Annotated in this window: 16 protein-coding genes; 6 read left to right on the top strand and 10 right to left on the bottom strand. The window is 42.6% G+C overall.

Annotated elements, in window-relative coordinates; all coding sequences use genetic code 11:
- Positions 1-57: 57 nt before the first annotated feature.
- Positions 58-1311 carry an alpha/beta hydrolase gene (locus MHO82_RS00080; protein WP_239181810.1) on the bottom strand — a complete coding sequence of 418 codons (1254 nt, stop codon included), beginning with the start codon at positions 1309-1311 and terminating at the stop codon, positions 58-60.
- 361 nt (positions 1312-1672) lie between these two features.
- On the opposite strand from MHO82_RS00080, the gene MHO82_RS00075 reads away from it, so the two are divergent.
- Positions 1673-3856, top strand: a complete 2184-nt coding sequence (locus MHO82_RS00075; protein WP_239181809.1) for a TonB-dependent receptor — start codon at positions 1673-1675, stop codon at positions 3854-3856.
- 70 nt (positions 3857-3926) lie between these two features.
- Here MHO82_RS00075 and MHO82_RS00070 read toward each other — a convergent pair whose 3' ends face one another.
- Entirely contained in the window at positions 3927-4130 is a 204-nt protein-coding gene (locus MHO82_RS00070; protein ID WP_239181808.1) for a hypothetical protein, read from the bottom strand.
- Between the two features lie 84 nt (positions 4131-4214).
- Positions 4215-5627, bottom strand: a complete 1413-nt coding sequence (locus MHO82_RS00065) for a PLP-dependent aminotransferase family protein (protein ID WP_239181807.1) — start codon at positions 5625-5627, stop codon at positions 4215-4217.
- Positions 5628-5821: 194 nt separating this feature from the next.
- On the opposite strand from MHO82_RS00065, the gene MHO82_RS00060 reads away from it, so the two are divergent.
- The 3 genes from MHO82_RS00060 (at position 5822) to MHO82_RS00050 (ending at position 10731) form a co-directional block, all read left to right on the top strand.
- Positions 5822-7180: a sigma-54 dependent transcriptional regulator gene (locus tag MHO82_RS00060; protein WP_239181806.1), complete on the top strand. Its 1359-nt coding sequence runs from the start codon at positions 5822-5824 to the stop codon at positions 7178-7180.
- Positions 7181-7497: 317 nt separating this feature from the next.
- Positions 7498-8514: a TAXI family TRAP transporter solute-binding subunit gene (locus tag MHO82_RS00055; protein ID WP_239181805.1), complete on the top strand. Its 1017-nt coding sequence runs from the start codon at positions 7498-7500 to the stop codon at positions 8512-8514.
- 81 nt (positions 8515-8595) lie between these two features.
- A complete protein-coding gene (locus tag MHO82_RS00050) occupies positions 8596-10731 on the top strand; it encodes a TRAP transporter permease (RefSeq protein ID WP_239181804.1) in 2136 nt (711 codons plus the stop codon).
- Between the two features lie 47 nt (positions 10732-10778).
- Here MHO82_RS00050 and MHO82_RS25835 read toward each other — a convergent pair whose 3' ends face one another.
- From MHO82_RS25835 to bluB, 4 genes are all read right to left on the bottom strand, one after another.
- Positions 10779-12866, bottom strand: coding sequence for an ATP-binding protein (locus MHO82_RS25835; RefSeq protein ID WP_239181803.1), 2088 nt, complete (start codon positions 12864-12866; stop codon positions 10779-10781).
- Between the two features lie 35 nt (positions 12867-12901).
- Entirely contained in the window at positions 12902-14149 is a 1248-nt protein-coding gene (gene lhgO, locus MHO82_RS00040; RefSeq protein WP_239181802.1) for an L-2-hydroxyglutarate oxidase, read from the bottom strand.
- A gap of 115 nt (positions 14150-14264) precedes the next feature.
- Positions 14265-16589 carry an EAL domain-containing protein gene (locus MHO82_RS00035; RefSeq protein WP_239181801.1) on the bottom strand — a complete coding sequence of 775 codons (2325 nt, stop codon included), beginning with the start codon at positions 16587-16589 and terminating at the stop codon, positions 14265-14267.
- 172 nt (positions 16590-16761) lie between these two features.
- Positions 16762-17412: a 5,6-dimethylbenzimidazole synthase gene (bluB, locus tag MHO82_RS00030; protein WP_239181800.1), complete on the bottom strand. Its 651-nt coding sequence runs from the start codon at positions 17410-17412 to the stop codon at positions 16762-16764.
- Positions 17413-17674: 262 nt separating this feature from the next.
- Here bluB and MHO82_RS00025 point away from each other — a divergent pair, with 262 nt between their 5' ends.
- Both MHO82_RS00025 and MHO82_RS00020 read left to right on the top strand, forming a co-directional pair.
- Positions 17675-18721 (top strand): methyl-accepting chemotaxis protein, encoded by a 1047-nt coding sequence (locus MHO82_RS00025; protein ID WP_239181799.1) that lies wholly within the window; start codon positions 17675-17677, stop codon positions 18719-18721.
- Positions 18722-18809: 88 nt separating this feature from the next.
- Complete coding sequence (locus MHO82_RS00020; RefSeq protein WP_239181798.1) at positions 18810-19022, top strand: hypothetical protein; 213 nt, start codon at positions 18810-18812, stop codon at positions 19020-19022.
- Between the two features lie 85 nt (positions 19023-19107).
- Here the strand turns inward: MHO82_RS00020 and arsB are convergent, their stop codons facing one another.
- From arsB to MHO82_RS00005, 3 genes are all read right to left on the bottom strand, one after another.
- Positions 19108-20133 carry an ACR3 family arsenite efflux transporter gene (gene arsB, locus MHO82_RS00015; protein ID WP_239181797.1) on the bottom strand — a complete coding sequence of 342 codons (1026 nt, stop codon included), beginning with the start codon at positions 20131-20133 and terminating at the stop codon, positions 19108-19110.
- Positions 20134-20184: 51 nt separating this feature from the next.
- Positions 20185-20529 (bottom strand): metalloregulator ArsR/SmtB family transcription factor, encoded by a 345-nt coding sequence (locus tag MHO82_RS00010; RefSeq protein WP_239181796.1) that lies wholly within the window; start codon positions 20527-20529, stop codon positions 20185-20187.
- Positions 20530-20696: 167 nt separating this feature from the next.
- Positions 20697-22364, bottom strand: coding sequence for a methyl-accepting chemotaxis protein (locus tag MHO82_RS00005; RefSeq protein WP_239181795.1), 1668 nt, complete (start codon positions 22362-22364; stop codon positions 20697-20699).
- Positions 22365-22746 lie beyond the last annotated feature (382 nt).

The raw sequence follows: 22746 nt of genomic DNA, 5'->3' as shown, positions 1-22746 counted from the left end.
ATAACAGCCCCGCAAATGGACGAGGCCAATGACTGTCAAGAATAACGAAAATAAGAACTAGATATTCCGAGTTAAGAAACTCACGATAGCCTGCTCTGCCGCCTTACCATCTGGGCAATGTCCATCATCACCAAAGAATTTAATTTCACTGCTACTAGATAGTGCAGCGGTTTTTTTCATGTCCTCCGGAGAAGCCACCATATCGCCGGACGTATTAATCACTAACAATGGCGTTTCCATTCTTGGCTTACCATCAAAATACCCTTTGGTTTTTAACGACAGAGGAATGGTAATGTCTCCATAGGAAGAGAGATCATGAATATCTGCCCCCACACGCTGACCAAAAGATTGCGCAGTCATTAAAGGCAACTTAGGAAACAAGAACGGTTTTGTTAACACTCCATCGACAACCGCACAACGAGCCACAACCGCTTTTAGCTCTTTTTGTTTAAACGCAAACTCCATTAATGGAATACCACCGCCAGACGACGATAACGCACCAATACGTTTTTTATCTAAACGACCATCTGATTTTGCATAAGCCAACGCCGCTTGGTGGGCTTGGTCTTCTTTGCCAAGTTCCATCACGATGTTGGTATTCAATCCGGCTCCGGGTATATCAAACGTTAATACTGCAAAACCTTTGTTCAGCGCTTCCATAAACTGTGAACGATGCTCAACCAAAGTTTTGTCAACCCCACCAGTCCATAAGATAACAGGGGCTTTTTCCACTCCTTTTGGTAAATGCAATAATCCAGTGATAGTCGTAGGGTATACCAAACTATCTGATAAGGGCATGTGTACTCGTTCTACGTTTTCACCACGCATCATTGCCGCTTTAATATAAGCCGTTACCGATTTGTCTAGCGCTGCGAGCTCATTGGCTTGGTGTAAATTCGGATAGCTAGCAATCATCCACAATACAGAGGCTTTTTGAAATTCATTCGCTACTTTTTCTGCTTCTTTCGTCGAGGAAACTAAAAATGAGTGCTTTAGCGCCCGATCAAAAACTATCTCAGCTTGTTTTGAAAACTCATAAGTCCAAAAACCCGGTGCGTCTAAATTCGCTTCATCACGTAGCTTTCCGCTGCCCTTAACGTTTTCTAATACGCCATCAATATCGGCCTGTGGTAAGCCAAGGGAAACCCAATCGTCCAAACGTAGCTCTCGATACCAACTTTCTTGCCCTTCAACGACAAGGGCTTCACCACGAAAATCTTTATGGGCATTTATGTTTTTATTTTGATCAACAGCACTAACGGCGGTACTAAAAGACAACGCGATAAAGGTAGAAATCAGCAATTTTTTCATAGGGTAGCCTTTTTATTATCTAATTCAACATTGACGAAATAATCTAAAATCATTGTTGAAATGAATAATAGGCAGAACCATGTAGAAAAAAGGTAAAAGACAACCAGTTGCTTATTAAATAATTGAAAAGCTTAATAGCATGAAAACAAAAGCATTCAAGAAAACAACTCCTTGGCAACTATACATTCCCAAGTCCTCCTTAAAAAACCAAAAAATAACATTAACGACCACAAAATAAGAACAACTCAGCAAAAAACACCAATAAACACAAAATATAAACAATAATAATTATCATTTGATGTTGTAATATCCGTCGGCATTTATATAATTCGCATCCAAATAAATACTATAAGTTGTTGTTATGCGTGTTAATTCACCTATTTACTTTAAAGTAAGCCTACTTTCCCTTTCTATTTTTCACTCAATTTCAGCCATTGCTTCAGATAATACACACGAAGAGGTGCAAGTGATTGGTGTTAAATACGATAAACCAATCACTATTTCAGAGCCTGGACAAACAACCGTTGACTGGGTTTTAATCGAAGAGCAGCAATACTCTAACTTCGCAGCCCTAATCGATTCCGTCCCTGGGGCAACTCTGGATGGTGGTGCTCGATCTGGTGGTGAACGTATTAATATACGTGGCTTTGATGATCCAAGTGACATTGGTGTTTTCGTTGATGGCGCACCAATTGGGTTTCAACAATACAGATACGGTACTTTTTTCTTCGACCCATTCCTTATCGGGGAAGCAGAGATCATTAAAGGGGCTCATGACTACCGTTCAATAAACGGGAAGTTTGGTGGCTCGATCCGCATAAAAACCAAAACAGTTGACGATCTTTTAAAAGCCAATGAGAGCTTCGGATACCGCGTCGGTACTCGTTATAACGACAATGGTAATGTAAATGCCCATACGCTCAGTTTTTATGGCAAAAGCAACTCCGGATTCTATTATCTTGCCAACGGCTCTGTAACTGATTCTGAGGATATTGAGTTAGGTGGCGACGGTAAGTCTCTTGATTATTCAGGGTATGAACAAGAGAACATGCTACTCAAAGTAGGCTACCAAAACGATGCTCATCAGTTTGAGGTCAGCCACACTCGATACAAAGATGAAGGCCGAAAGCCTTGGGCAAACCGCCGAGGTGAAATGCCTAACATTTCTGAATACAACATTAAAAAATATGGCTCTCTCGAAGCGGCTCAGTACGCTTATACTGTATACAACAAATATCAAGACAACACCACGACGGTTTCTTACAACTACACGCCAAATACCCCTTACATTGACTTCAATATTAAGGCTGCACGCTCAGAAAATGATCGCCATTGGGTTCGTCCGGATATTGCATTTGAAAAAATGTTTGTATCAGTTGGAAGCTACGGACATGAATCTTGGCTGAGCTACAAGAGAGATTTTGTCGACATCTATAACGAAGCTATGTTTAATGATCATACGCTTGTTACAGGCCTTCAGTATCAAAAAACCGAGCGTGACTCTTTAGTCTTTAACGCTTCTTACGCTAAAAAAGAGGCAAAAAACTATGGTTGGTATACCCCTTATTTTGAACCTTCTGGCACTCAGTCAATTTATGCCGCATACATAGCCGACCATTACCAAGCCACAGATGCTCTCACTATTACACCATCATTACGTTATGAATATATTGTTAGTGAAGGCAAAGGTAATGCAGCGCCCGACTATAACACCCCATCCGCTGGGCATGACTACAGTGAAACAAAGCACAAAGGAGTTAGCCCTCGTATTGATGTTGACTACGAGGCCACTGAAAATACAAGACTTAACTTCTCTTATGCTTATGCTTTAAAAGCACCTACTATTGATAACTTGTACTCCGTTCAATACCCAAGAGCAACGGCAGCAGCCACTGCACGTAATCTCGATGTTTCGCGTATCCATGCTTACCAAGCCAGTGTCATCAACCTAGTTGATGGGCTAGCTTCTGGCAGCGACTCTCTAGCCACAGAACTCACTGTTTTTTATAATGATGTTAGCGACAACGTTGGTAACCGAAGTGGTCAGAACTTAGACAAAGAAAGTGGTGCAATTCAAAGTTGGAATACCAATTTAGAAGGTTATAAAAACCATGGTTTTGAACTCATCGCCCAGTACCGTATTCATGATTTTTATAGCGACTTTTCTGCAAGCTATGTACGAGGTAAAAACAAAGGAAGTTTATCTGACTCCTCAGGGGAAGATGAAGATTTCCCAAGCACACCGCCATTAAATATCAACCTTGGGTTAGGCTATGAGTGGATTGATGGGTTACGTACCGGCTGGGAAGTCCGTTGGTATGATGCCCAAACCAAAACAGGAACCACCAAATACTTTTCTTACCCAGAAAGTGATCACTACACATTACAAAATGCATACGCGGTTTGGGATATCCAGCAAGTCAATGGGCTTTCTATTGGTGCCGTTGTCAATAACCTGACAGATAGATACTACGAAGCGTATCTGTCTAAAGGGGTTCCTTCACCTGGTAGAGAGGTAAAAGTAAGCCTTACTTACCAATATTAAAGAACACAATACAAGCCACCGGCACTCTCGCTGGTGGCTGTTAGATCATGCTCGCTTCTGACTCATAACTTTAGTCCGCATTTTTGTCTTTTTCTAACTTAATCACATAGCGAACCGAGGCATAGCTTATTGCCATCAATAGAAATGGAATAAGAGCGGCAGTGTATTCCACCCAATCAGATCCAACAAAAGATTTACTTAAAATTAGGTGCCCGAAAATACAGAAAAATGCACTCAGTAATGCAACAGGAATGAGTTTTAGTTCGGATTTCATGATTAACTACCTATTTAAGAACAATAATAAGCAGTTAATCATGTAAAAAGCCAAATACGGTAGGACAGTTAATGCATTAACTGCCTATAACAGTTGCTTCTCTACTGCACTCTTTAACTTCTTGAGAGCCACCTGGCACTTTTCGTCCCATTCGAAACTGCAATTAATGCGCAAACAGTGCTGATATTTTTCGTCCGTCGCAAACATACTGCCCGGTGCAATACTGGCTGACTCCGATAGCATTTCGTGTAGTACTAAATTCGTATCCACCTGCTTGGGAAATTCTAGCCATAAAAAATAGCCACCAGCGGGCCGGGTAATCTTTGTACCAGAAGGGAATATCTGCTCAATTTCTGCTAACACCTTACTTTGCCGTTGCTGCAAATTTTTCCGTAAACGACGTAAATGGGCATCATAGCCACCATGCTGAATGAAGTTTGCCAACGCCAACTGGCTGGGCACACTCACCGAAAGTGTCGACATTAGCTGCAAACGTTCTATTCTTTGCGCGTATTTCCCCGCAAGTACCCAGCCAATACGGAATCCAGGAGCCAAACATTTAGAAAAAGAAGAACAATGCAAAACATGACTATCAGAATCAAAATGTTTGAGTGGTTTTTGCTTTTCTGCCCCAAAATACAGCTCTGCATACACATCATCTTCAATAGCAGGAATTTGATGCTCCGCCAATAGAGAAATGAGCCGCTGCTTATTCTCATTAGTCAGTGAAAAGCCCATTGGGTTTTGAAAATTACTCATTAGCCACACAGCTTTGACTGGATGTTTATTAAGCACTTGGCTCAGGCTATCCATGCACATGCCTTGCCGTGGATGGGTTGGGATCTCGATGGCCTTTAACCCTAACCTCTCGATTGCCTGTAATGCACCATAAAAGGCCGGAGACTCGATCGCGACTAAATCTCCCGGCTGTGTGACGGCTTGTAAACTTAAGCCCAAAGCATCCATAGCGCCTGATGTGATCACAATATCTTGTGGTTGAACATCCATGCCCTCTTTTAAATAACGCTGGGCTATAGAACGGCGCAACGCTTCATTACCCGGAGGTAAATCCATTACGGTGCTGTATGGATCCATATTGCGAATGGCCGACGACATAGAGCGACCAATGGCATTAAGAGGAAAAAGTTCAGGATCAGGAAATGCGGAACCTAGTGGAAGTATGTTAGGAAGTTTCGATAACCTCAGAACATCAAAAATATAATCGTTGATTTCAATAGAAACAGACTGTTCTACTGGCGATGAGACATCAGGCTCTGGCAAGCGATTTAAATAGGCGTTAACATAATACCCCGATTTAGGACGAGCGTGAATCCATCCTTGATCTTCCAATAACTCATACGCTTTTAGCACTGTCATCGGACTAAGCTGGTAATGTTTGCTCGCCGCTCTGACCGATAATATTTTATCGCCTGGAAGCCACACTTTCTGTTCAATTTTTGCTCGTAAATCACTCACTACCTGCTCATGAAGTGCCATGACATTCCTAACTGTTCTAAATGTAATATAAAAAAATTCAACTGTTATGAAGCTTAACAAATCTCAATATGATTACACTGAAAATCATCCTGTTACCTTCATAATTTGGTGAAATTTGAGAAGCAAAAGCTAGAAATAAGGCACTTTATTGGTGTATTAATGACGACGATAGTGATCATAATTAAGGACAATATATGCAGCCACAAGGATCCCCTTCCATCATACTGATTGAAGATGACGACATTGTACGCCAGGCAACCAGCCAGTGGCTGCAACTCTCTGGCTATCATGTACTTGAATTTTCTGATGGCCAATCCGCGCTAGAGAATATACCCGTCAACTTTATGGGAGTGATCATCAGTGATGTACGCTTGCCTGATATTGACGGATTAGCGCTAATGGAAAAGTTACTGAATACCGTTAGCCAATTACCCATCATTTTAATCACAGGCCACGGCGATGTGGATATGGCCGTAAAAGCCCTAAGGCAAGGCGCGTTCGACTTTCTTGAAAAGCCCTTTGATCCAAACAAGCTCATTGACTCTGTCGCCAAAGCAATAGAACACAGGCAATGCCAACTTCGTTCAGAAGACAGAGAACACTATCTGGAACACACTACTGGCCTTGAAAAAGTACTCTTAGGCCGCAGTCCAACGATGGTCGCACTACGCCAACAACTATTAAAAATTGCTGCCATTGATACCAATGTGATCATTTATGGTGAGACTGGCTGTGGAAAAGAGCTGGTTGCTCACAGCCTGCACCAATTCAACCAACGCAAAAATGCCGAGTTTGTGCCTCTAAACTGTGCAGCCATTCCAGAGCAACTGTTTGAAAGTGAACTGTTTGGCCATGAAGCGGGGGCTTTTACAGGCGCAGTAAAAAAGCGAATCGGAAAACTGGAATTTGCTCACAAAGGCACGCTGTTTTTTGATGAAATTGAAAGTATGCCACCGAGCATGCAAGTGAAAGTGTTGCGTTCATTGCAAGAAAATACCGTAGTCCGAGTTGGGGGGAATCAACAAATTTCCATTGATGTGCGAGTCATCGCGGCAGCTAAAGAGAACCTCCAAACTCTCCCTGAATTTCGTCAAGACCTGTTTTATCGTCTTAATGTCGCTCAGCTGTACTTACCACCACTAAGAGACAGAGGCGACGATGTGTTATTACTGTTTGATCACTATGCACACAAAGCAAATGCCAATGCTCGTTCGCTAAGCCCCAACGACCAACACACACTGTTAAGCTATCACTGGCCTGGAAATGTACGTGAACTTAAAAACATTGCAACTCGTTATGCGCTAGATGACAACTTAAGCGCAGCCGATATTTTAGCGGCCAAGCCAGCAGATCCCAATCCCTCAGTCAGCCCGCATCTGCCTTTAGCCATACAAGTACAAAGCTTTGAACGCAGCGTATTACATTCAGCTTTAGAGCGACATCAAGGCAGTATTATTAACGTCATGGATGAGCTCGATCTCCCTAGACGTACATTGAACCAAAAAATGCAAAAATACGGCTTAAACAGAAACGATTATTTAGCCGTTGAGTAACCACTTACTTTTCAATCCAACGATAATTAAAGATTAAAATGCGATAGGCGATTTTTTGCTTATCGCTTTATCCCAAAAGGCCAATAAAATAACGTACCTAACATAGAGCCCAATAACATAAACGTAACAATCACTTAAAACTGCTCACAGCTATAAGCAATATTTCGCTCATTCTATTCCTACACAATGAGCAAAATATTGCTTACTCACCTCAAAATTATCAATAAAAACCTTTATATTCATAACCTTAAATAATGGCATTAGCTTTGCTATGTCTCCCCCTTTGAACCATAACTCTATTTCTCAGGGAGAGACCCATGCTCAAAAAGTCATTATTTAAATCTTTAACCATTGCAGCAGCAATCGTGGCAACCTTTAGTGGAGCCGTTCAAGCCAAAGACAAACAAAGCTACATTCTCGCCACCGCGTCTACTGGCGGGACTTATTATCCTGTCGGTGTTGCACTGGCTACCCTGAGTAAAGTTAAGTTAGAGCCCAAACATCACTTCTCGTTGTCAGCTATTAGCTCAGCAGGATCTGGCGAAAACGTAAAACTTCTACGTGAAAACGAAGCACAGTTTGCTATTTTGCAAGGTTTATATGGCGCTTGGGCATGGAACGGTGAAGGCAAAGTAAAAGCATTCGGCCCTCAAAAGCACCTACGCTCTGTCACCATGATGTGGCAAAACGTGGAACATTTTGTGATCCGCTCTGAACTGGCGAAGACAGGCACAGTAGCCGACCTTAATGACTTAAAAGGTAAGAAGTTCTCCATTGGTAAGAAAAACTCCGGTACTGAAGGCTCTGGCCGTCAGATTATGGCTGGCCTTAACGTCAATCCAGACACATTTAACCTTGCCTACCTAGGTTATGGTGCCAGTGCCGATGCACTACAAAACGGCGCAATTGATGGTATGAATACCCCAGCGGGTGTCCCTGTTAGTGCAGTAACACGTGCCTATGCCGCCCTTGGTGATAAAATAACCATGCTGTCTTTTACTGATGAGCAAATCAAACAAGCAAACAATGACTACCAGTTGTGGACGAAACTGGTGATCCCAGCCAATACCTACCCTGGCCAAGTTGAGCCAATCAATACCATTGCCCAGCCAAACTTCTTAGCGGTTCGTGATGACATTAGCGATGAAGACGTGTACATGCTCACCAAAACCATTTACGAAAACCTTCCTTTCCTCAATGGAATCCACAAAGCCACCAAGACCATGGCTGTTGAAAAAGCGCTCTCTGGCTTACCTGTCCCACTACACCCAGGTGCAGCCCGCTACTACAAAGAAATGGGGATCCATGTGCCTGAGCACCTGATTTCTCTATAAGTACTGGAATACAAAAGCAGACACAATCAATAACACACCATCACACGCTGCGTTGTTTCGCAGCGTGTTTAGGGCACTACTATGGATAATACACAACAAACCCAGCCTGAATTGACTCAGTTTGAGTTACCACAGCGTACCGACTTTCCACTACTTGACACCATTATTTCGGTAATGGGCGTGCTGATGGCAGCACTGCACATTTGGTTTAACACCTTAGCAACCCTACCTGAGCTTTGGGTTTCCGCGACTCATTTTGCGGGATTTGCAATTATCTGTGCCCTTTGGTATCCGGCTCACCATTCACTAAAACGCAGCAAAATCGCCCTCGGTGTTGATATTTTACTCGCCATTGCTGCTCTTGCTTGTTTGATCTACATTCCTCTTGCCGAAGATGCTTTGTATGAGCGAGGTGTCACCTTCATTGCCAGTGATTGGTTTTTTTCCATTTTGGCAATTATTGTCATTATCGAGCTCATACGACGTACTATCGGATGGTTCATTCCCGCTTTAATCGTCCTATCACTCAGTTATGTTACGGTTTGGGGCAGCTGGGTAGAAGGCATGTTCCACTTTCCGGGTCTCAGCGCTGAAACCCTTCTCTACCGTAGTTTTTACAGCTCTGAAGGCATGTTTGGGCCTATCTCTCGCATTAGCTGGAGTTACGTCTTCATGTTCATTTTATTCGGGGCATTTTTAGTACGCTCTGGGGCCGGTGATTACATTATTAATGTCTCCAGAGCCGCAGCAGGAAAAGTGGTTGGTGGTCCAGGCTTTGTGGCTGTAATGGGCTCGGGGTTAATGGGTTCAGTTTCAGGATCCAGCGTCGCCAACACCGTCTCTACAGGTGTGATTACCATTCCTCTAATGCAACGAGCAGGGTTTCCAGCCCGTTTTGCCGCAGGCGTTGAAGCCGCCGCCTCAACAGGTGGGCAGCTCATGCCTCCCGTCATGGGCGCGGGCGCTTTTATCATGGCGTCTTATACTCAAATCCCATACGTTGATATTATTTCAGTATCCGTCGTCCCTGCCCTTATTTATTTCCTCTCCGTTGGATTTTTTGTCCGCATTGAAGCGAAACGCAGCGGCGTTCAACAAGTGACGATCGCGACTGAGCCTGTAAGAAAAGTTCTACTGGCAGGCTGGCACTACCTCATTCCTTTAGTAGTCTTAGTGAGTTTATTAGTCTCTGGATTTACGCCAACCTACGCTGCTGGTATCTCCATTATTGCAGTGGTGCTGGCTTCATGGTTATCACCAAATAAAATGGGACCAAAAGCCATTTACGAGGCCATGGCACAAGGTGCAAAAAACATGGCAACCACTGCGGTTTTGCTTACAGGCATTGGTTTAATTGTCAATGTGATCAGCACAACAGGCATTGGTAATACGTTCTCTTTGATGATCAATGAATGGGCCAACGGCAGTTTATTGATCATGTTATTACTGATCGCATTAGCGTCCCTAATTCTAGGAATGGGGCTCCCCGTAACCGCAGCTTACATCGTGCTTGGTACTTTATCTGCCCCCGCGCTCTATAACTTGATTGCGGAAGAGCAACTATTAGAGCTCATGGTCGCCGGGCAATTACCAGAACAAGCTCAGGCTATCTTTATGCTAGCGGCACCTGAAAAAATGGTAGCACTAAGCCTACCCATGCCACTGGCGGAAGCTCAGCAACTGCTTACTCTTGTTCCTGCTGATTTCATGAGTACCTTGCTCGATCAAGGGCTAGGCCTAGAAAAAGTCGCTCTGGCGTTATTAGCGGCACACCTCATTATTTTTTGGTTATCCCAAGACAGCAACGTGACCCCACCAGTCTGTTTAACCGCCTTTGCTGCAGCCACCATCGCTCGCACACCGCCAATGAGAACGGGCCTTACCGCTTGGAAAATTGCTAAGGGGTTGTATTTAGTTCCTATTTTAATGGCTTATACCGCCCTGATCAGCTGGGACTGGATAACAGTAGCCACATTAGGTGGTTTTGCTATGTTAGGTGCTTATGCCTTAATCGCTGCTATTGAGGGCTATTTGGAGGGGGAGCTTAATCTTGCCTTACGTGCACTGGCGCTGATCGCAGGCGTTGCACTCGTATGGCCTGATATTTCGATTTTCATTCGACTGGTGGGGGCAGCGGTTTTCCTTGCTCTGTTTTTCTATAGCCGACGAACTGCTGCCTCTTCGCAAACATCGCCTCAGTTAACGTCATCACAGTAATATTTTCTGAGTAGACTACCAACCCAATTAACTTTATGTCCTCTGTTTTATGCCCTCTGAGTCAACGAGGGCATATCTGTTTTCACGTCATCATTGACACTCATCAATACCAGTGTAAAGGTGGCTCCTTTAGCTCTATCGCCGTTCTCCGTTTTATTATTGCTCACTCGGAGACTTCCTTTCATATCTCGAACATTATTGGCTGTAATGGCTAAACCAAGCCCCAACCCTTCCCCCATTTTCTTAGTGGTATAAAACGGCTCAAACACATGAGGTAAAACATCCTCTTCAATCCCACTTCCCGTATCGGTAAACGAAATAACCACCTGCTCATCGCTCATTTCAGCAGTAATGGTGAGTTCAGGTGTCAAGCTTTCAGACATAGCATCCAAGGCATTCGTAATTAAATTGCCGAATATTTGTAAAATACGCTGTTGTTCACCTTGTACCCAACACGCATTGGCCGCGACCTGAACGTTCAAGGTCACCTGATCTAACCGACCTTGATATATGCGGAATACTTCCTGTAAAGATGCCTCAATAGAAATAGGCTGTAACGCTTCTGGGCGATCAAATGCAAACACTTTTAATTGCGATGTCATGCTCGCCATACGATCCACCAGCGTATCCACCAGCCGCATATTCGACACTAACAGATCCGTTTGATCCCGCGCGATCAACAGCTCACTGCTTGATAACAAGGTTTTTATTCCCGTGAGTGGTTGATTCATTTCATGTGTGATCGCACTCGACATACGTCCTAATGCCGCCATTTTACCGCTTTGCACTAACTCTTCTTGAGCCGCTTGCAATGCATGAGTTCGCTCTGCGACTCGGCGCTCTAAATCATCGTTCATCGCTCGCAGTGTATTCTCTGCTTTTTTACGTTTACTGATGTCGATTACCGTCACCAAAAAGGCCGCTTCAGAACTACGTGACAGTGAAACAATAGAAAATAGCACAGGAAAACGAGAACCATCACTGCGCTGAGCCATGACTTCGACGTTATTTAATTCGCCTACCTCATTCTGCTTCGATAAACTTTTTAGCACGTTCACCACTACCGTATTCCCATGAACAGTCTCAAACAGCTGCCATGCAAAAATACGACTTGCCAAAGACTCCGACAAATTAAAGTAACGCAAAGCCATGGGATTAATATCCGCTATTTTTCCATCTCGGTTTAGCAATAATAAACCCACATTGGTTTTATTAATCATGCGGCGTAAACGCATTTCAGAGTCCGCAATGAGTTGTTGTAATAACTGCTTAGAATGGATTTTTTGCCGACGTTCATATAAGAAGAGACCAAAAGCCAGCAATAATGCTGCACTCACAACACTGAAAAAAGACACCCAATTTAACGTTTTAGCCAAGGGTGCTAATGGCGTTAGATAATGAACTTGCCACTGAAGATCATCTAACTGGACCTTTTGAACTAAATAACGTTCCCCTGCTAACAACACCTGCTCCGTTGTGGTGCCATCTGACAAGATATGTTGTGATGACGGCCAGCCCGAGTGCTGATTCAATATCGAGACATTAAAGTTTTGATGGCTAGATAAGAAAAACTGCTGATGCTTATCACTCAATAATACTCGCTCATTAGCGGCAATCCACGAGTCTGTTAGGGCTTCTAATCCAACTCTGGCAACAGCAATTCCAATCAACTGAGATTTAGCATAAATCGGTGCCCCCAAATAATAACGCGGCTCCCCTTGTGCCAAATAACTTAGAGTGATCACTTCACCGCCATACTGATAAAGCATATTCGCGATTTCTTTGCCTTCTTGCTCTTTCAAAGCCACTCGATTTAAGCTCGACGCCACTAACTCTCCTCTTGGAGAAAGAATATGCCATCCCTTGGTATTGGCGGCTTTATCCAGCTGCGCTAAATAAGACTCTACGCCATGTAGCGAGCCAGAATCTCCTTGTAGTAAAGCTAGGCTTGGGGTGTGTTCTGCAATCAAATACGGCAAAAAATGATAGCGAGCCAATGTGCGCCGAATGTCGCCGACATACGCTAATAAGCGGCTTTGTCCCGCTTCATGGGCTCGTTCAAGTAACCACTCTCGGGTAATATCCCTTGCCATGAACACGGTGGCTACAACACAGAAAAACACCACCACCGACACGATTGGCCTCTTAATTTTACGAGAAACCACCACAATTAATGGGAAACCACTGCGGGATTATCAATCGCAGTTTGCTGCTTTTGAGCGATTTTCTCACAGATATAGTTACCAATCGGGATCGCAGACGTCGCCGCAGGAGAAGGGGCATTACATACGTGCAAACTACGCGGACTCTCTGCAAATAAAAAGTCATGCACAAGAGAGCCATCTTTTAATACCGCTTGAGCCCGGATCCCAGCAGGATAAGGCTGTAAGTCATCCAATTCAATTTTCGGGCAGTACTTATTCACCAGCTTAAGGTAGCCGGGTTTCCACCATGAATTTTTTGTTTCCACTAACCCAATTTTAAAATTCTTTTTAGTGACTTTCCAAAAACCATCAAAACGCAACATATCCCATGTATCCCGCAGACTGATGTTTATTTTTCCATACCCTTCACGCTTCCAGCCTTGCACAGCATTAGGCCCAACAGTGACTGAACCATCAATCATTCGGGTCAGGTGAACGCCGAGAAAAGGCAAGTCTGGATCTGGGATTGGATAAATCAGGTGATTAACAATCTGATTATGTTTTGGAGGCAAACGGTAATACTCACCGCGATAGGGAATAATTTGGAAATCAGTGTCAATCCCCAACATTTTCGTGACTCGGTCGGCCATTAAACCAGAGCAAGATACCAAGAACCGACATTGGAGAGTAAAAGGCTGATCACTCTGACGACAAGTAACCTCAATGTGATGATCCATTTCGGCCAGATGAGTAACTTGCGTGGTTAATAAAACCGAACCACCTAAACGCTGAAATTCTTCTGCGATTTTTTCCGTCACTTGCTGATAATCAACAATACTGGTTGCCCGAACAAAAATCGCACCCAAACCAACAATATCAGGCTCTTTGGCTTGTAAAGCAGCCTGATCCAGCAGTTCAACATCAATATCATTTTGCTGGCAGCGCTGAAACAAGGCTAACATGCGCTCATGTTCAAGCTCATTGGTTGCTACTAACAATTTACCGCATCGCTCAACGGGAATATTATGTTGAGAGCAAAAATCCAGCGTCGCACTCACACCTTGCTTACAAAACTCCGCTTTTAAACTGCCAGGGGCATAATAAACCCCAGCATGAATCACACCACTATTGTGACCCGTTTGATGACGAGATAAACCCGCTTCCTTTTCTATCACTAAAATGGATTTATCCGGGTAACGTTGCTGTAGTTGCCATGCGGTAGAAATACCAACAATTCCGCCTCCCACAACAATGTAATCGTAAAGAGTATTCATTATTCTCGCTCCATGATGAAAAGTGACAACCACCTAAAGCAATAAATATCATACCTTTTTTAATATTACGATTTGGGTACCATTAAACGAGAGCTCTAACCCAATGACTTCAGAATTAGAAATGCAAAGCCGCATTCGGCCTCACCCCCTCCGCAAGCACTAAAAACTCTACTAACCGATTTTCTGATACTGGCTTTGCTTTTAAGAACCCTTGAATGTAATCACATTGATATTGAGTCAAGATATCCAACTGCTCTGGTGTTTCAACTCCTTCGGCTACTACTTTTAAATCAATCGTATGAGACATATTAATGATCGAATGACACAACTTAGAGCCTTTATGGTCCGTATGTGTCACCTCTTTTATGAAATTCCTGTCCATTTTTAGCACATCAAAAGGGTAATCATTCAATAGAGACAACGACGAATAACCCGTACCAAAGTCATCTAAATATAAGGTAACCCCAAGATCCTTAAGTTGTTTAATACATTCAGAGACAGAGCCGCCATCGCTCATTAATGCCGTTTCGGTGATTTCCACTCCCAAAAGGTACGCTGGAAAATCGTACTTCTGCAACTGCTCCAAAACAACGCCCGCCAAACATGATGATTGTAGCTGCTTAACGGAAACATTAACGTTCATTGTGGGGCAAAGATCCACATCAGAATCAAGCCACAAACGTTGTAATTGATAACAAGCCTGCTCTATCACCCAGCTTCCTAGTTCGACAATTAGGCCAGTTTCTTCAGCCACTGGAATAAAATCTGCCGGGGAAATAAACCCTTTACTGACATGATTCCAACGCAGTAACGCCTCAAAACCCGATGCCGTATCCTCCTGTTTATAAAAAATAGGTTGATACACCAAAGTCAGTTCTTTTTCTCGCACCGCTAAGGCCAATTCATGTTCTAGCACAAAACGTTTATGTGCTTGAATAAACATGGTGTCATTGAAAAAGGTAATTTTATTGTAATCCGATTGCTTCGCTTGATACATTGCAGTATCCGCTTCTCGAAGGATAGTCGACAATGCTCTAGCAGCATTATCAATAATAGAGACACCAATACTGGCACCAACTGAAAACTCCTGCCCTTGAATCCTGTATGGTTTTTTTAATAGTGTTAAATAGCGCTCGGCAATACTTAATACGATCTCTTTGTCGATTTGCATATGTAAACACACCACAAATTCATCACCACCAAAACGGAAACAATGATCATTTTGGCGCGCATTTTTTTGCAGTCGGTCTGCCATTTCTTTTAGCAACTTATCGCCAACCATATGCCCCATGGAGTCATTAATTACTTTAAACCTATCAAGGTCGATAAATAAAATTGTAAACCCAGAGGAAGCTCCGTTACGAACTGCACCAAGCTCCACCTCTAACTGGCTATTAAGGGCTTGGCGGTTACCCAGACCAGTGAGTTGATCATGAGTCGCTTGAAACCGTAATGAGCGCGTTTTTTCAGCCACAAGCTTATTAGCCATAGTCAGACGATTTGCGTAAGAGCCAACACTAAACGCTAGCAATACCGTTAACAGTAAAATTAACCCCACGGCCAACCAGCCATAAATTAAATGACTATGTGAGTGTTCTATCGCGGTGAACCTTACCATCCATTGCTGGTTAATCACCGGAATATCAATATTACTAATGTAAACATGATCAGCGTCGTGCTCACCTAATGCATATAGATCAACATTAATATGGGTAGTAAACACTTCCACACTAGGCTGCTCTGATATACCAGTAAAAACTTGAATGGCGATCAGTTTAGAATTAATTTCATCATGCCAAGTTTCCCCTAGAAACTCATGAAATAAGATCCCTGCTTCAATAAACCCTTGTAATTCATCATTTTCATGAAACACGGGTAAAAATAACTTAAGACCTTGTGCGCCCTCTTCTGTAAAGTGACTCGAAGTAATACTTTTTGATAGATAAGCGCGTTTCATGGCATTCGCATCGTCGCAATTCGTTTCTGCTCGAAAACCAAGGTAGTCACTATTTTCAAATAAAGGAGAAACATAAAATGTCGGTAACGTGGCATTACCTAACCAGTAGCGACACTTTTTCGTATCAGCATCAATTGGAGATAACCGAAATTCAAATAGCCCGTCACCTTGGGTCTTTTTCTCTAATGCTGGTACGTCGTCATTATGAACTTTAGGTAACCAACGAACAGAATGAATGCCCGAGCCAATCCCTGTTCTATTTTCTAAAAAGTGTTGGAACTGCGCACGACTAGGCGCATTACTGTATTGAATAAAACCACTGGTGGAGTGTAAAAGTTCTTCTAGTGAAAAAAACGCTTTTTCTAAAGCTTTAAGCTTATCATCCACTTGCATTTTAAGTTGATACTGTTGACGTTTAGATTCATAAAAGTCAATGGTTAAAAAGCTACTGACGGCCACCAATAGCCCAATGATCGCAATCATGATAAGTGATTTATATTGAGTAATTACTTTCAAACCAGAAAAACGCGCGATAAGCCCCTAGATCATTGAAGTATACATATAAATATCAACAGGATAAATGATAGTCGTTATCAATAAGTAGATCGAAGCATAAACTGAAAAGGAGCAGTCCAAAAACTACTCCTTCTTACTGCTATTTCTTCTTTTGCCATTGCTCAGCGTGCACTAACTGTTCTAAAGGTAAGCGCTTACGCCACCCTTTCTTTTCTAACTCTGGCTTTTCATGAAAAAAGTCCACATACCCTAAACAAAAATAGCCAATCGGAACAATGTGCTCTGGAATATTCAAAGCCTCTCGCAGCGCTTCATGGTGAATAATACTAACCCAGCCAACTCCCAAGTTTTCCGCTCTGGCTGCTAACCATAAATTTTGAACCGCACACACAGAGCTGTATAAGTCCATTTCAGGGTTTGCTGTTCTTCCTAAAACCACTTCGCCACCACGGGTTCGATCGCAAGTAACACAGATACCAACCGGCGCATCTTCGATACCTTCCAACTTTAACTGGCTGTATACCTCTTTTTTCTCACCGCTGAACATTTGCTCTGCTTCTTTATTCGCAACTTCAAACGCCGCTTTCACTTTTTGTTTCACCGCTTTCGATTTAACAACCACAAAGTCCCACGGTTGCATGAAGCCAACACTCGGAGCATGGTGCGCCGCCGTTAAAATACGGGTAATTACTTCATCATCAATCAAATCTGGTTTAAATTGACTCCGGACATCTCGTCGATTAAAAATGGTTTTATATACTGCATCTCTTTCTTGCTCAGTGAACTTCATTATTACTGCCTTACATCCTTCATTATTATTATGCTTTCATACTAATACGGAATCATATCAACATAGTTCAACAAGATACATAAATAACCATGGGCAACACCCATAAAAGTAGTATAGAATTCAACCATATATCAACTATCAATACTTCCGTATTTTTATTACCTACCCTTAATTACAAGGCTTGAGACCGACTTTCCTCCCTGTCAATATCATTAAAAGCAGAGATGAAATCCCTCTCTTAAACAACATAAAAAGGATTATTATGTTACCAAGCACCCACACTAGAGCTCTTATGGTGGCCTTAATTGTTGGCTCTATTCTCAATCTGATCAACCAGTTTGATGCCATTTTTGGCGATAGCTCAATCAACCTATTTAAGCTTTGTTTGACTTATACTGTTCCGTATCTAGTTTCATGGTTCAGCAGCTCCATGGCCATGCAAGATCAACAAAATACCGCTTCAGAGAGCCTCACTTCATCGCCACCACAGCCCTCTTTTTGTGCTGACACATTAAGCAATGTGGACACCAATATTAAAGAAATGCTCAGCAATGCCACAACGGTGAATCAAGCCTCAAAGCACCGCCTGAAATTTGCAGAACATGCAGTCACGCAAGCCCATGATATTACACAAGGCTCTGGCGAATTAGCGAACCTCGCAGAGCAAACCCAGCAACAAATTAACTCTGTCGCCACCAACTTTAACAACATGAATCAACAGCAATCCGATTTCATGGCAGAGTTTACTCAAGCTTCAGAATGGTCCGCGAATTTGATGAACGCTATTGAGAATCTAAGTAATAAATTCTCCCGTGTTGAAGGTATGGCGTCTTCGATTACCTCTCTTTCCGATAAAACGAACCTGTTGGCATTAAACGCCTCAATTGAAGCGGCTCGCGCGGGTGAGTTTGGCCGGGGATTTGCGGTTGTGGCTGAAGAAGTAAAAGCACTTGCAAACAAATCAGGTGAAGATGCAAAGCAAATAAATGAGTTAATGTCTGAGCTAAACAGCACCACCAAAGAGCTGGCAGACAACGCGCGGGAATTTTCAACGTCTATGCAAACTATGCTAGATAATGTCGATCAAAGCCAAGCAGAATCAGTTGCGGCAGCGCTTGAACAACTCACCTCAGCATCACACGATGTACACGATCGCGCCCAATGGCAGATCAATGAGCTTAATGAAATAGTGAATAAGGTAGAACAACTCGCCGATGATGCCCGCTCTGCAGTAGAAGGATCCGCTAAAAACATGGCTTTAAGTAATGGTGTTATCAGCGATTTAAGACATGTAAGGGTAAGTACTTAATCCTTGAAGTGCATTATTTATTTTTTATTCATACTAGATTCATGTTCATTACGTTAGTATGAATTTACTAATTAAAAGTGAGGTGTTTATGAAAAATCTTATTACTGGTTTCATTGCTGTTGTGGTTAGCTTATTTACCATTTCATTAGCAGCAGTAATGGGGCTTTTCATCGCAATTGCAGCGGTCATTTCTAAACCATTTATTATGAAAAAAATGGCCAAACACAGACAAGAACACATGCGCTCAGAGTCAGCTACCACTATTGATGGTGAATACCAAGACGTCACCCCTCAGCGCTAATCGCACATAAAAATGCCAGCCCACTTATTTACAGTAAGTGTGGCTGGCATTTTGGATCTTAATGGCCTTAACGCTTTATACAAACTTATGTATGAGCAGGCTTAAACCAGTGCTGAGTACGATTCACAAAAGCGACCAAAGACAACATCACTGGCACTTCAACCAACACTCCCACTACCGTTGCTAAGGCAGCACCGGAGTGTAAACCAAACACTGAAATCGCAACCGCAACAGCCAGTTCAAAAAAATTAGAAGTCCCGATCATACAAGCTGGTGCCGCTACGTTATGAGGCAGTTTTAAAAACTTCGCGCCAGCATACGCCAGTGCGAAAATGCCATAAGTTTGAATTAGTAATGGAATGGCGATCAGTAAAATCGTTTGTGGCTGTTCAATAATGGTTTCCGCTTGAAAGCCGAATAACAACACCACTGTCGCAAGCAAACCAATAACCGACCATGGTTTTAATTGACCTACAAATTTCGTAACTTCTTTTGATCCCTTTGCTTGCAATACCTTACGAGTATAAATGCCAGCAACTAAAGGCAGCACCACATAAAGAAGCACCGAAAACAGCAAGGTTTCCCACGGCACCTGAATATCGCTGACTCCCAATAAGAATCCAGCAATCGGTGCAAAAGCAAAAATCATGATCAGATCATTCACAGAAACCTGAACTAATGTGTAGTTTGGATCGCCTTTAGTCATTTGGCTCCACACAAACACCATCGCGGTACAAGGTGCAACACCCAGTAGAATCATGCCCGCTATATATTCATTGGCAGATTGTGGGTCAACCCAGTCCGCAAATAGGCCATTAAAAAACAACCAGCCTAAAGCAGCCATCGTGAAAGGTTTAATCAACCAATTAATCACAACCGTCAGAACTAATCCTTTTGGCTTTTTACCTACATCTTTAATGGCGGAAAAATCCACTTGAATCATCATTGGATAAATCATGATCCAAATCAGAACTGCAACCACGATGTTAACGTGAGCAAATTCCAGTTTTGCTATTAGCTCAAACGCACTAGGGGCTAAGTTACCTAACACCACACCAGCACTGATACACAGCGCGACCCATAACGACAAATATCTCTCAAATAAACCCATATTCCCCCCTACAAAATATATGAAAAACCATATATTAATACATAAAAATTTTTAACAACAAGAAGCAGTACGGCTTGGACGCTCACCCATTTTTGCCAGTTGCTGACGACTTTTTTCTAAATATTGACCATTTGAGCGCGCTGTTTCCGCTAACACCTTACTGATCCATTCTGGTAACGTTGGATTAAAGCGATAAAACACCCACTGTCCTTGTCGCCTATCGATTAACAGACCGCATTGGCGCAACTGAGCAAGATGACGAGATACCTTAGGCTGGCTTTCTCCAAGTGCTTCCATTAGCTCACATACACACAGCTCTTCTTCTTCATTAATCAAAAGTAAACAGCGCAGGCGTGTATCATCAGCAAGACATTTGTAAAACTGTACTGGGTTCATTTTCAATCCTCATTCAATATGCGGAAAAGGATATATGGATTTTCATATATTGTCTATGACTAATCCTCCAACTAACTTAAACTCGGAAATACCTCCCAAATACAGACATAAAAAAGAAGCACTACACTCCTGCTTCTTTTTTAATTATGGTTTTGACACAGAGGCAGCTAAACAGAAAAACGAGCAACTAACCGCGCTAATTGATGACTTAACGCTTGAAGTTCCACACTCGCTCGCTCATTATTTTTCGCCAATAAAGAAGTGGCATCGGCTAACTGGCTAATATTATGAATATTTCGATTAATGTCTTCAGACACCATTTGCTGCTCTTCAGCTGCTGTTGCGATCTGCTCATTAGAAGAAGAAATATGACCAACGGCTGATTCAATTTTCACTAACGCTTCCGTCGCTTGCTCTGACAGCTCAACATTTTTGAGTACTTCTTCATGGCCAACTTCCATCGCAGATACCGCACCTTGGCTGCTTTGTTGCAAATCAGAGATCATTTTATTGATATCTTCCGTCGAGATTTGAGTGCGATTGGCCAAGCTTCTTACTTCTTCTGCCACCACTGAAAATCCACGGCCATGCTCTCCTGCGCGTGCAGCCTCAATCGCTGCATTTAATGCCAACAAATTTGTTTGATCGGCAATAGCACGGATCACTTCCAACACTGACCCTATTTTTTCACTGTCAGCCTCCACACTATTAATCGTGTCATGTGCTTCTTGTAAATGACCGACTAAACCTTGAATAGCTTCTTCGCTGCTGGCAACACTTTGCAGACCATCCGAGGCCAAAGCCGTAGCTTGCTGGGCTTGCAAAGCGGCATTTTCCGCACTACTGGCCACTTCGTGTACCGTTGCCGAAAACTGATTAATAGCAGTCGCAACTTGCTCTATTTCTGCCTGCTGCTGGGTAATACTGCTCGTCGCTTCTTGATTATGATCCCGCAAAGCACAGGCATTTTTTTCTAACTCTTGAGAAGTAATCACCACTTGACTCACAACATGATGAACTTGCTCTAAAAACTGATTGATGTAACTCGTTGCCGTTGTTAATTCATCATGTCCTTTAAACTCAATTCGTTTGGTTAAATCTCCATTTCCATGAGTCAAATCCTGACAAATATCAGCGAGCCCTTGAACACGCCCTACGACATTACGATAAAGTAAAAACAGCACACCCACAGAAACAAGAACAATAACAAAAGAACCCAATTTAATGGTTTTGTCAGCTAAGTTTATTTGTTCATCTACTTGAGTCCCAACCTGCTCGGTTAACCGGCCATATTCTTGGTTCAAATGATCAAACGCATCAAGGGCTGGTTTATCATCAATTTTTACCACGGCATCGATTTCTGTGGCGGTTTTTCCCTCTTGATACATTCGAGCAGCAACATGTGTTGCCTGCTGGTATTTCGTTGCGACATTGAATATTTGCACTAAGGCATCACGCTCAAGGGGGCTTAAATCGGCAAGATTTCGGTACGCATTAATTTGATCGGACAATAGCTGATAATTTTGTTCTATTCGAGAAACGTACTTATCGGTTCCTCTCAGCACATAGTTCTTAAAGTTATGGATCATACCTCCATAGCCAAACTGCGCCTTTATATTCTGAAGGTAGACCTCCCTTGGTGCGACATTTTGTTGATACGTCCCCCAACCCGAATCTATTCGATTTAAATGGCTGATTGATAACCAAGCTAATGTGCTGACTAAAATAACCAACACAAAAAAGAAATAGGTAAATTTGCCTTTTATCGAGAAAGGGAGGAAGTTACGAAAATCAGATGACGCTTCAAGCTCGGGTGTTTGAACATATTCCTTCATATATACATCAACCTATACCGTAATAAATACCCATCAGTATAGTGATTGCATCAACATTCACTGTGTAAACTTATACGCACTTTGATTTATATCAAGCTTATAAGAAAAATATATTAACCACAGTTACATATACTATAGCTGAAAGTATTTAAAAACAGAGGGTTATGATGTAATAACTGATGTCGTAGATAAGATGATATAGATATATCGCAAAAAAGAATGGACCCGATACACTTTCGTATATCGGGCCCTTAGTCTTACTCGCAGCAATCCGGCTACTGAAGGTGCTCCCTGCATCATTCCATGATAGTTAGCTTTGATCCTTAAAGCTCAATCCTTTTTTCATCGCTGTCCTAGCGGTGTCCTTGGCCTTCCTGACCCG

It is taken from the genome of Vibrio sp. Of7-15 (assembly GCF_022347565.1).
Lineage (GTDB): Bacteria > Pseudomonadota > Gammaproteobacteria > Enterobacterales > Vibrionaceae > NORP241.
The sequence above is the reverse complement of the archived record's forward strand: the minus strand, read 5'-3'. Positions and strand labels throughout refer to the sequence as shown.

Coding starts and splice junctions, on each gene's coding strand:
- MHO82_RS00080 (WP_239181810.1), bottom strand. CDS start 1,311: ATGAAAAAATTGCTGATTTCTACCTTTATCGCGTTGTCTTTTAGTACC.
- MHO82_RS00075 (WP_239181809.1), top strand. CDS start 1,673: ATGCGTGTTAATTCACCTATTTACTTTAAAGTAAGCCTACTTTCCCTT.
- MHO82_RS00070 (WP_239181808.1), bottom strand. CDS start 4,130: ATGAAATCCGAACTAAAACTCATTCCTGTTGCATTACTGAGTGCATTT.
- MHO82_RS00065 (WP_239181807.1), bottom strand. CDS start 5,627: ATGGCACTTCATGAGCAGGTAGTGAGTGATTTACGAGCAAAAATTGAA.
- MHO82_RS00060 (WP_239181806.1), top strand. CDS start 5,822: ATGCAGCCACAAGGATCCCCTTCCATCATACTGATTGAAGATGACGAC.
- MHO82_RS00055 (WP_239181805.1), top strand. CDS start 7,498: ATGCTCAAAAAGTCATTATTTAAATCTTTAACCATTGCAGCAGCAATC.
- MHO82_RS00050 (WP_239181804.1), top strand. CDS start 8,596: ATGGATAATACACAACAAACCCAGCCTGAATTGACTCAGTTTGAGTTA.
- lhgO (WP_239181802.1), bottom strand. CDS start 14,149: ATGAATACTCTTTACGATTACATTGTTGTGGGAGGCGGAATTGTTGGT.
- MHO82_RS00035 (WP_239181801.1), bottom strand. CDS start 16,589: ATGATTGCGATCATTGGGCTATTGGTGGCCGTCAGTAGCTTTTTAACC.
- bluB (WP_239181800.1), bottom strand. CDS start 17,412: ATGAAGTTCACTGAGCAAGAAAGAGATGCAGTATATAAAACCATTTTT.
- MHO82_RS00025 (WP_239181799.1), top strand. CDS start 17,675: ATGTTACCAAGCACCCACACTAGAGCTCTTATGGTGGCCTTAATTGTT.
- MHO82_RS00020 (WP_239181798.1), top strand. CDS start 18,810: ATGAAAAATCTTATTACTGGTTTCATTGCTGTTGTGGTTAGCTTATTT.
- arsB (WP_239181797.1), bottom strand. CDS start 20,133: ATGGGTTTATTTGAGAGATATTTGTCGTTATGGGTCGCGCTGTGTATC.
- MHO82_RS00010 (WP_239181796.1), bottom strand. CDS start 20,529: ATGAACCCAGTACAGTTTTACAAATGTCTTGCTGATGATACACGCCTG.
- MHO82_RS00005 (WP_239181795.1), bottom strand. CDS start 22,364: ATGAAGGAATATGTTCAAACACCCGAGCTTGAAGCGTCATCTGATTTT.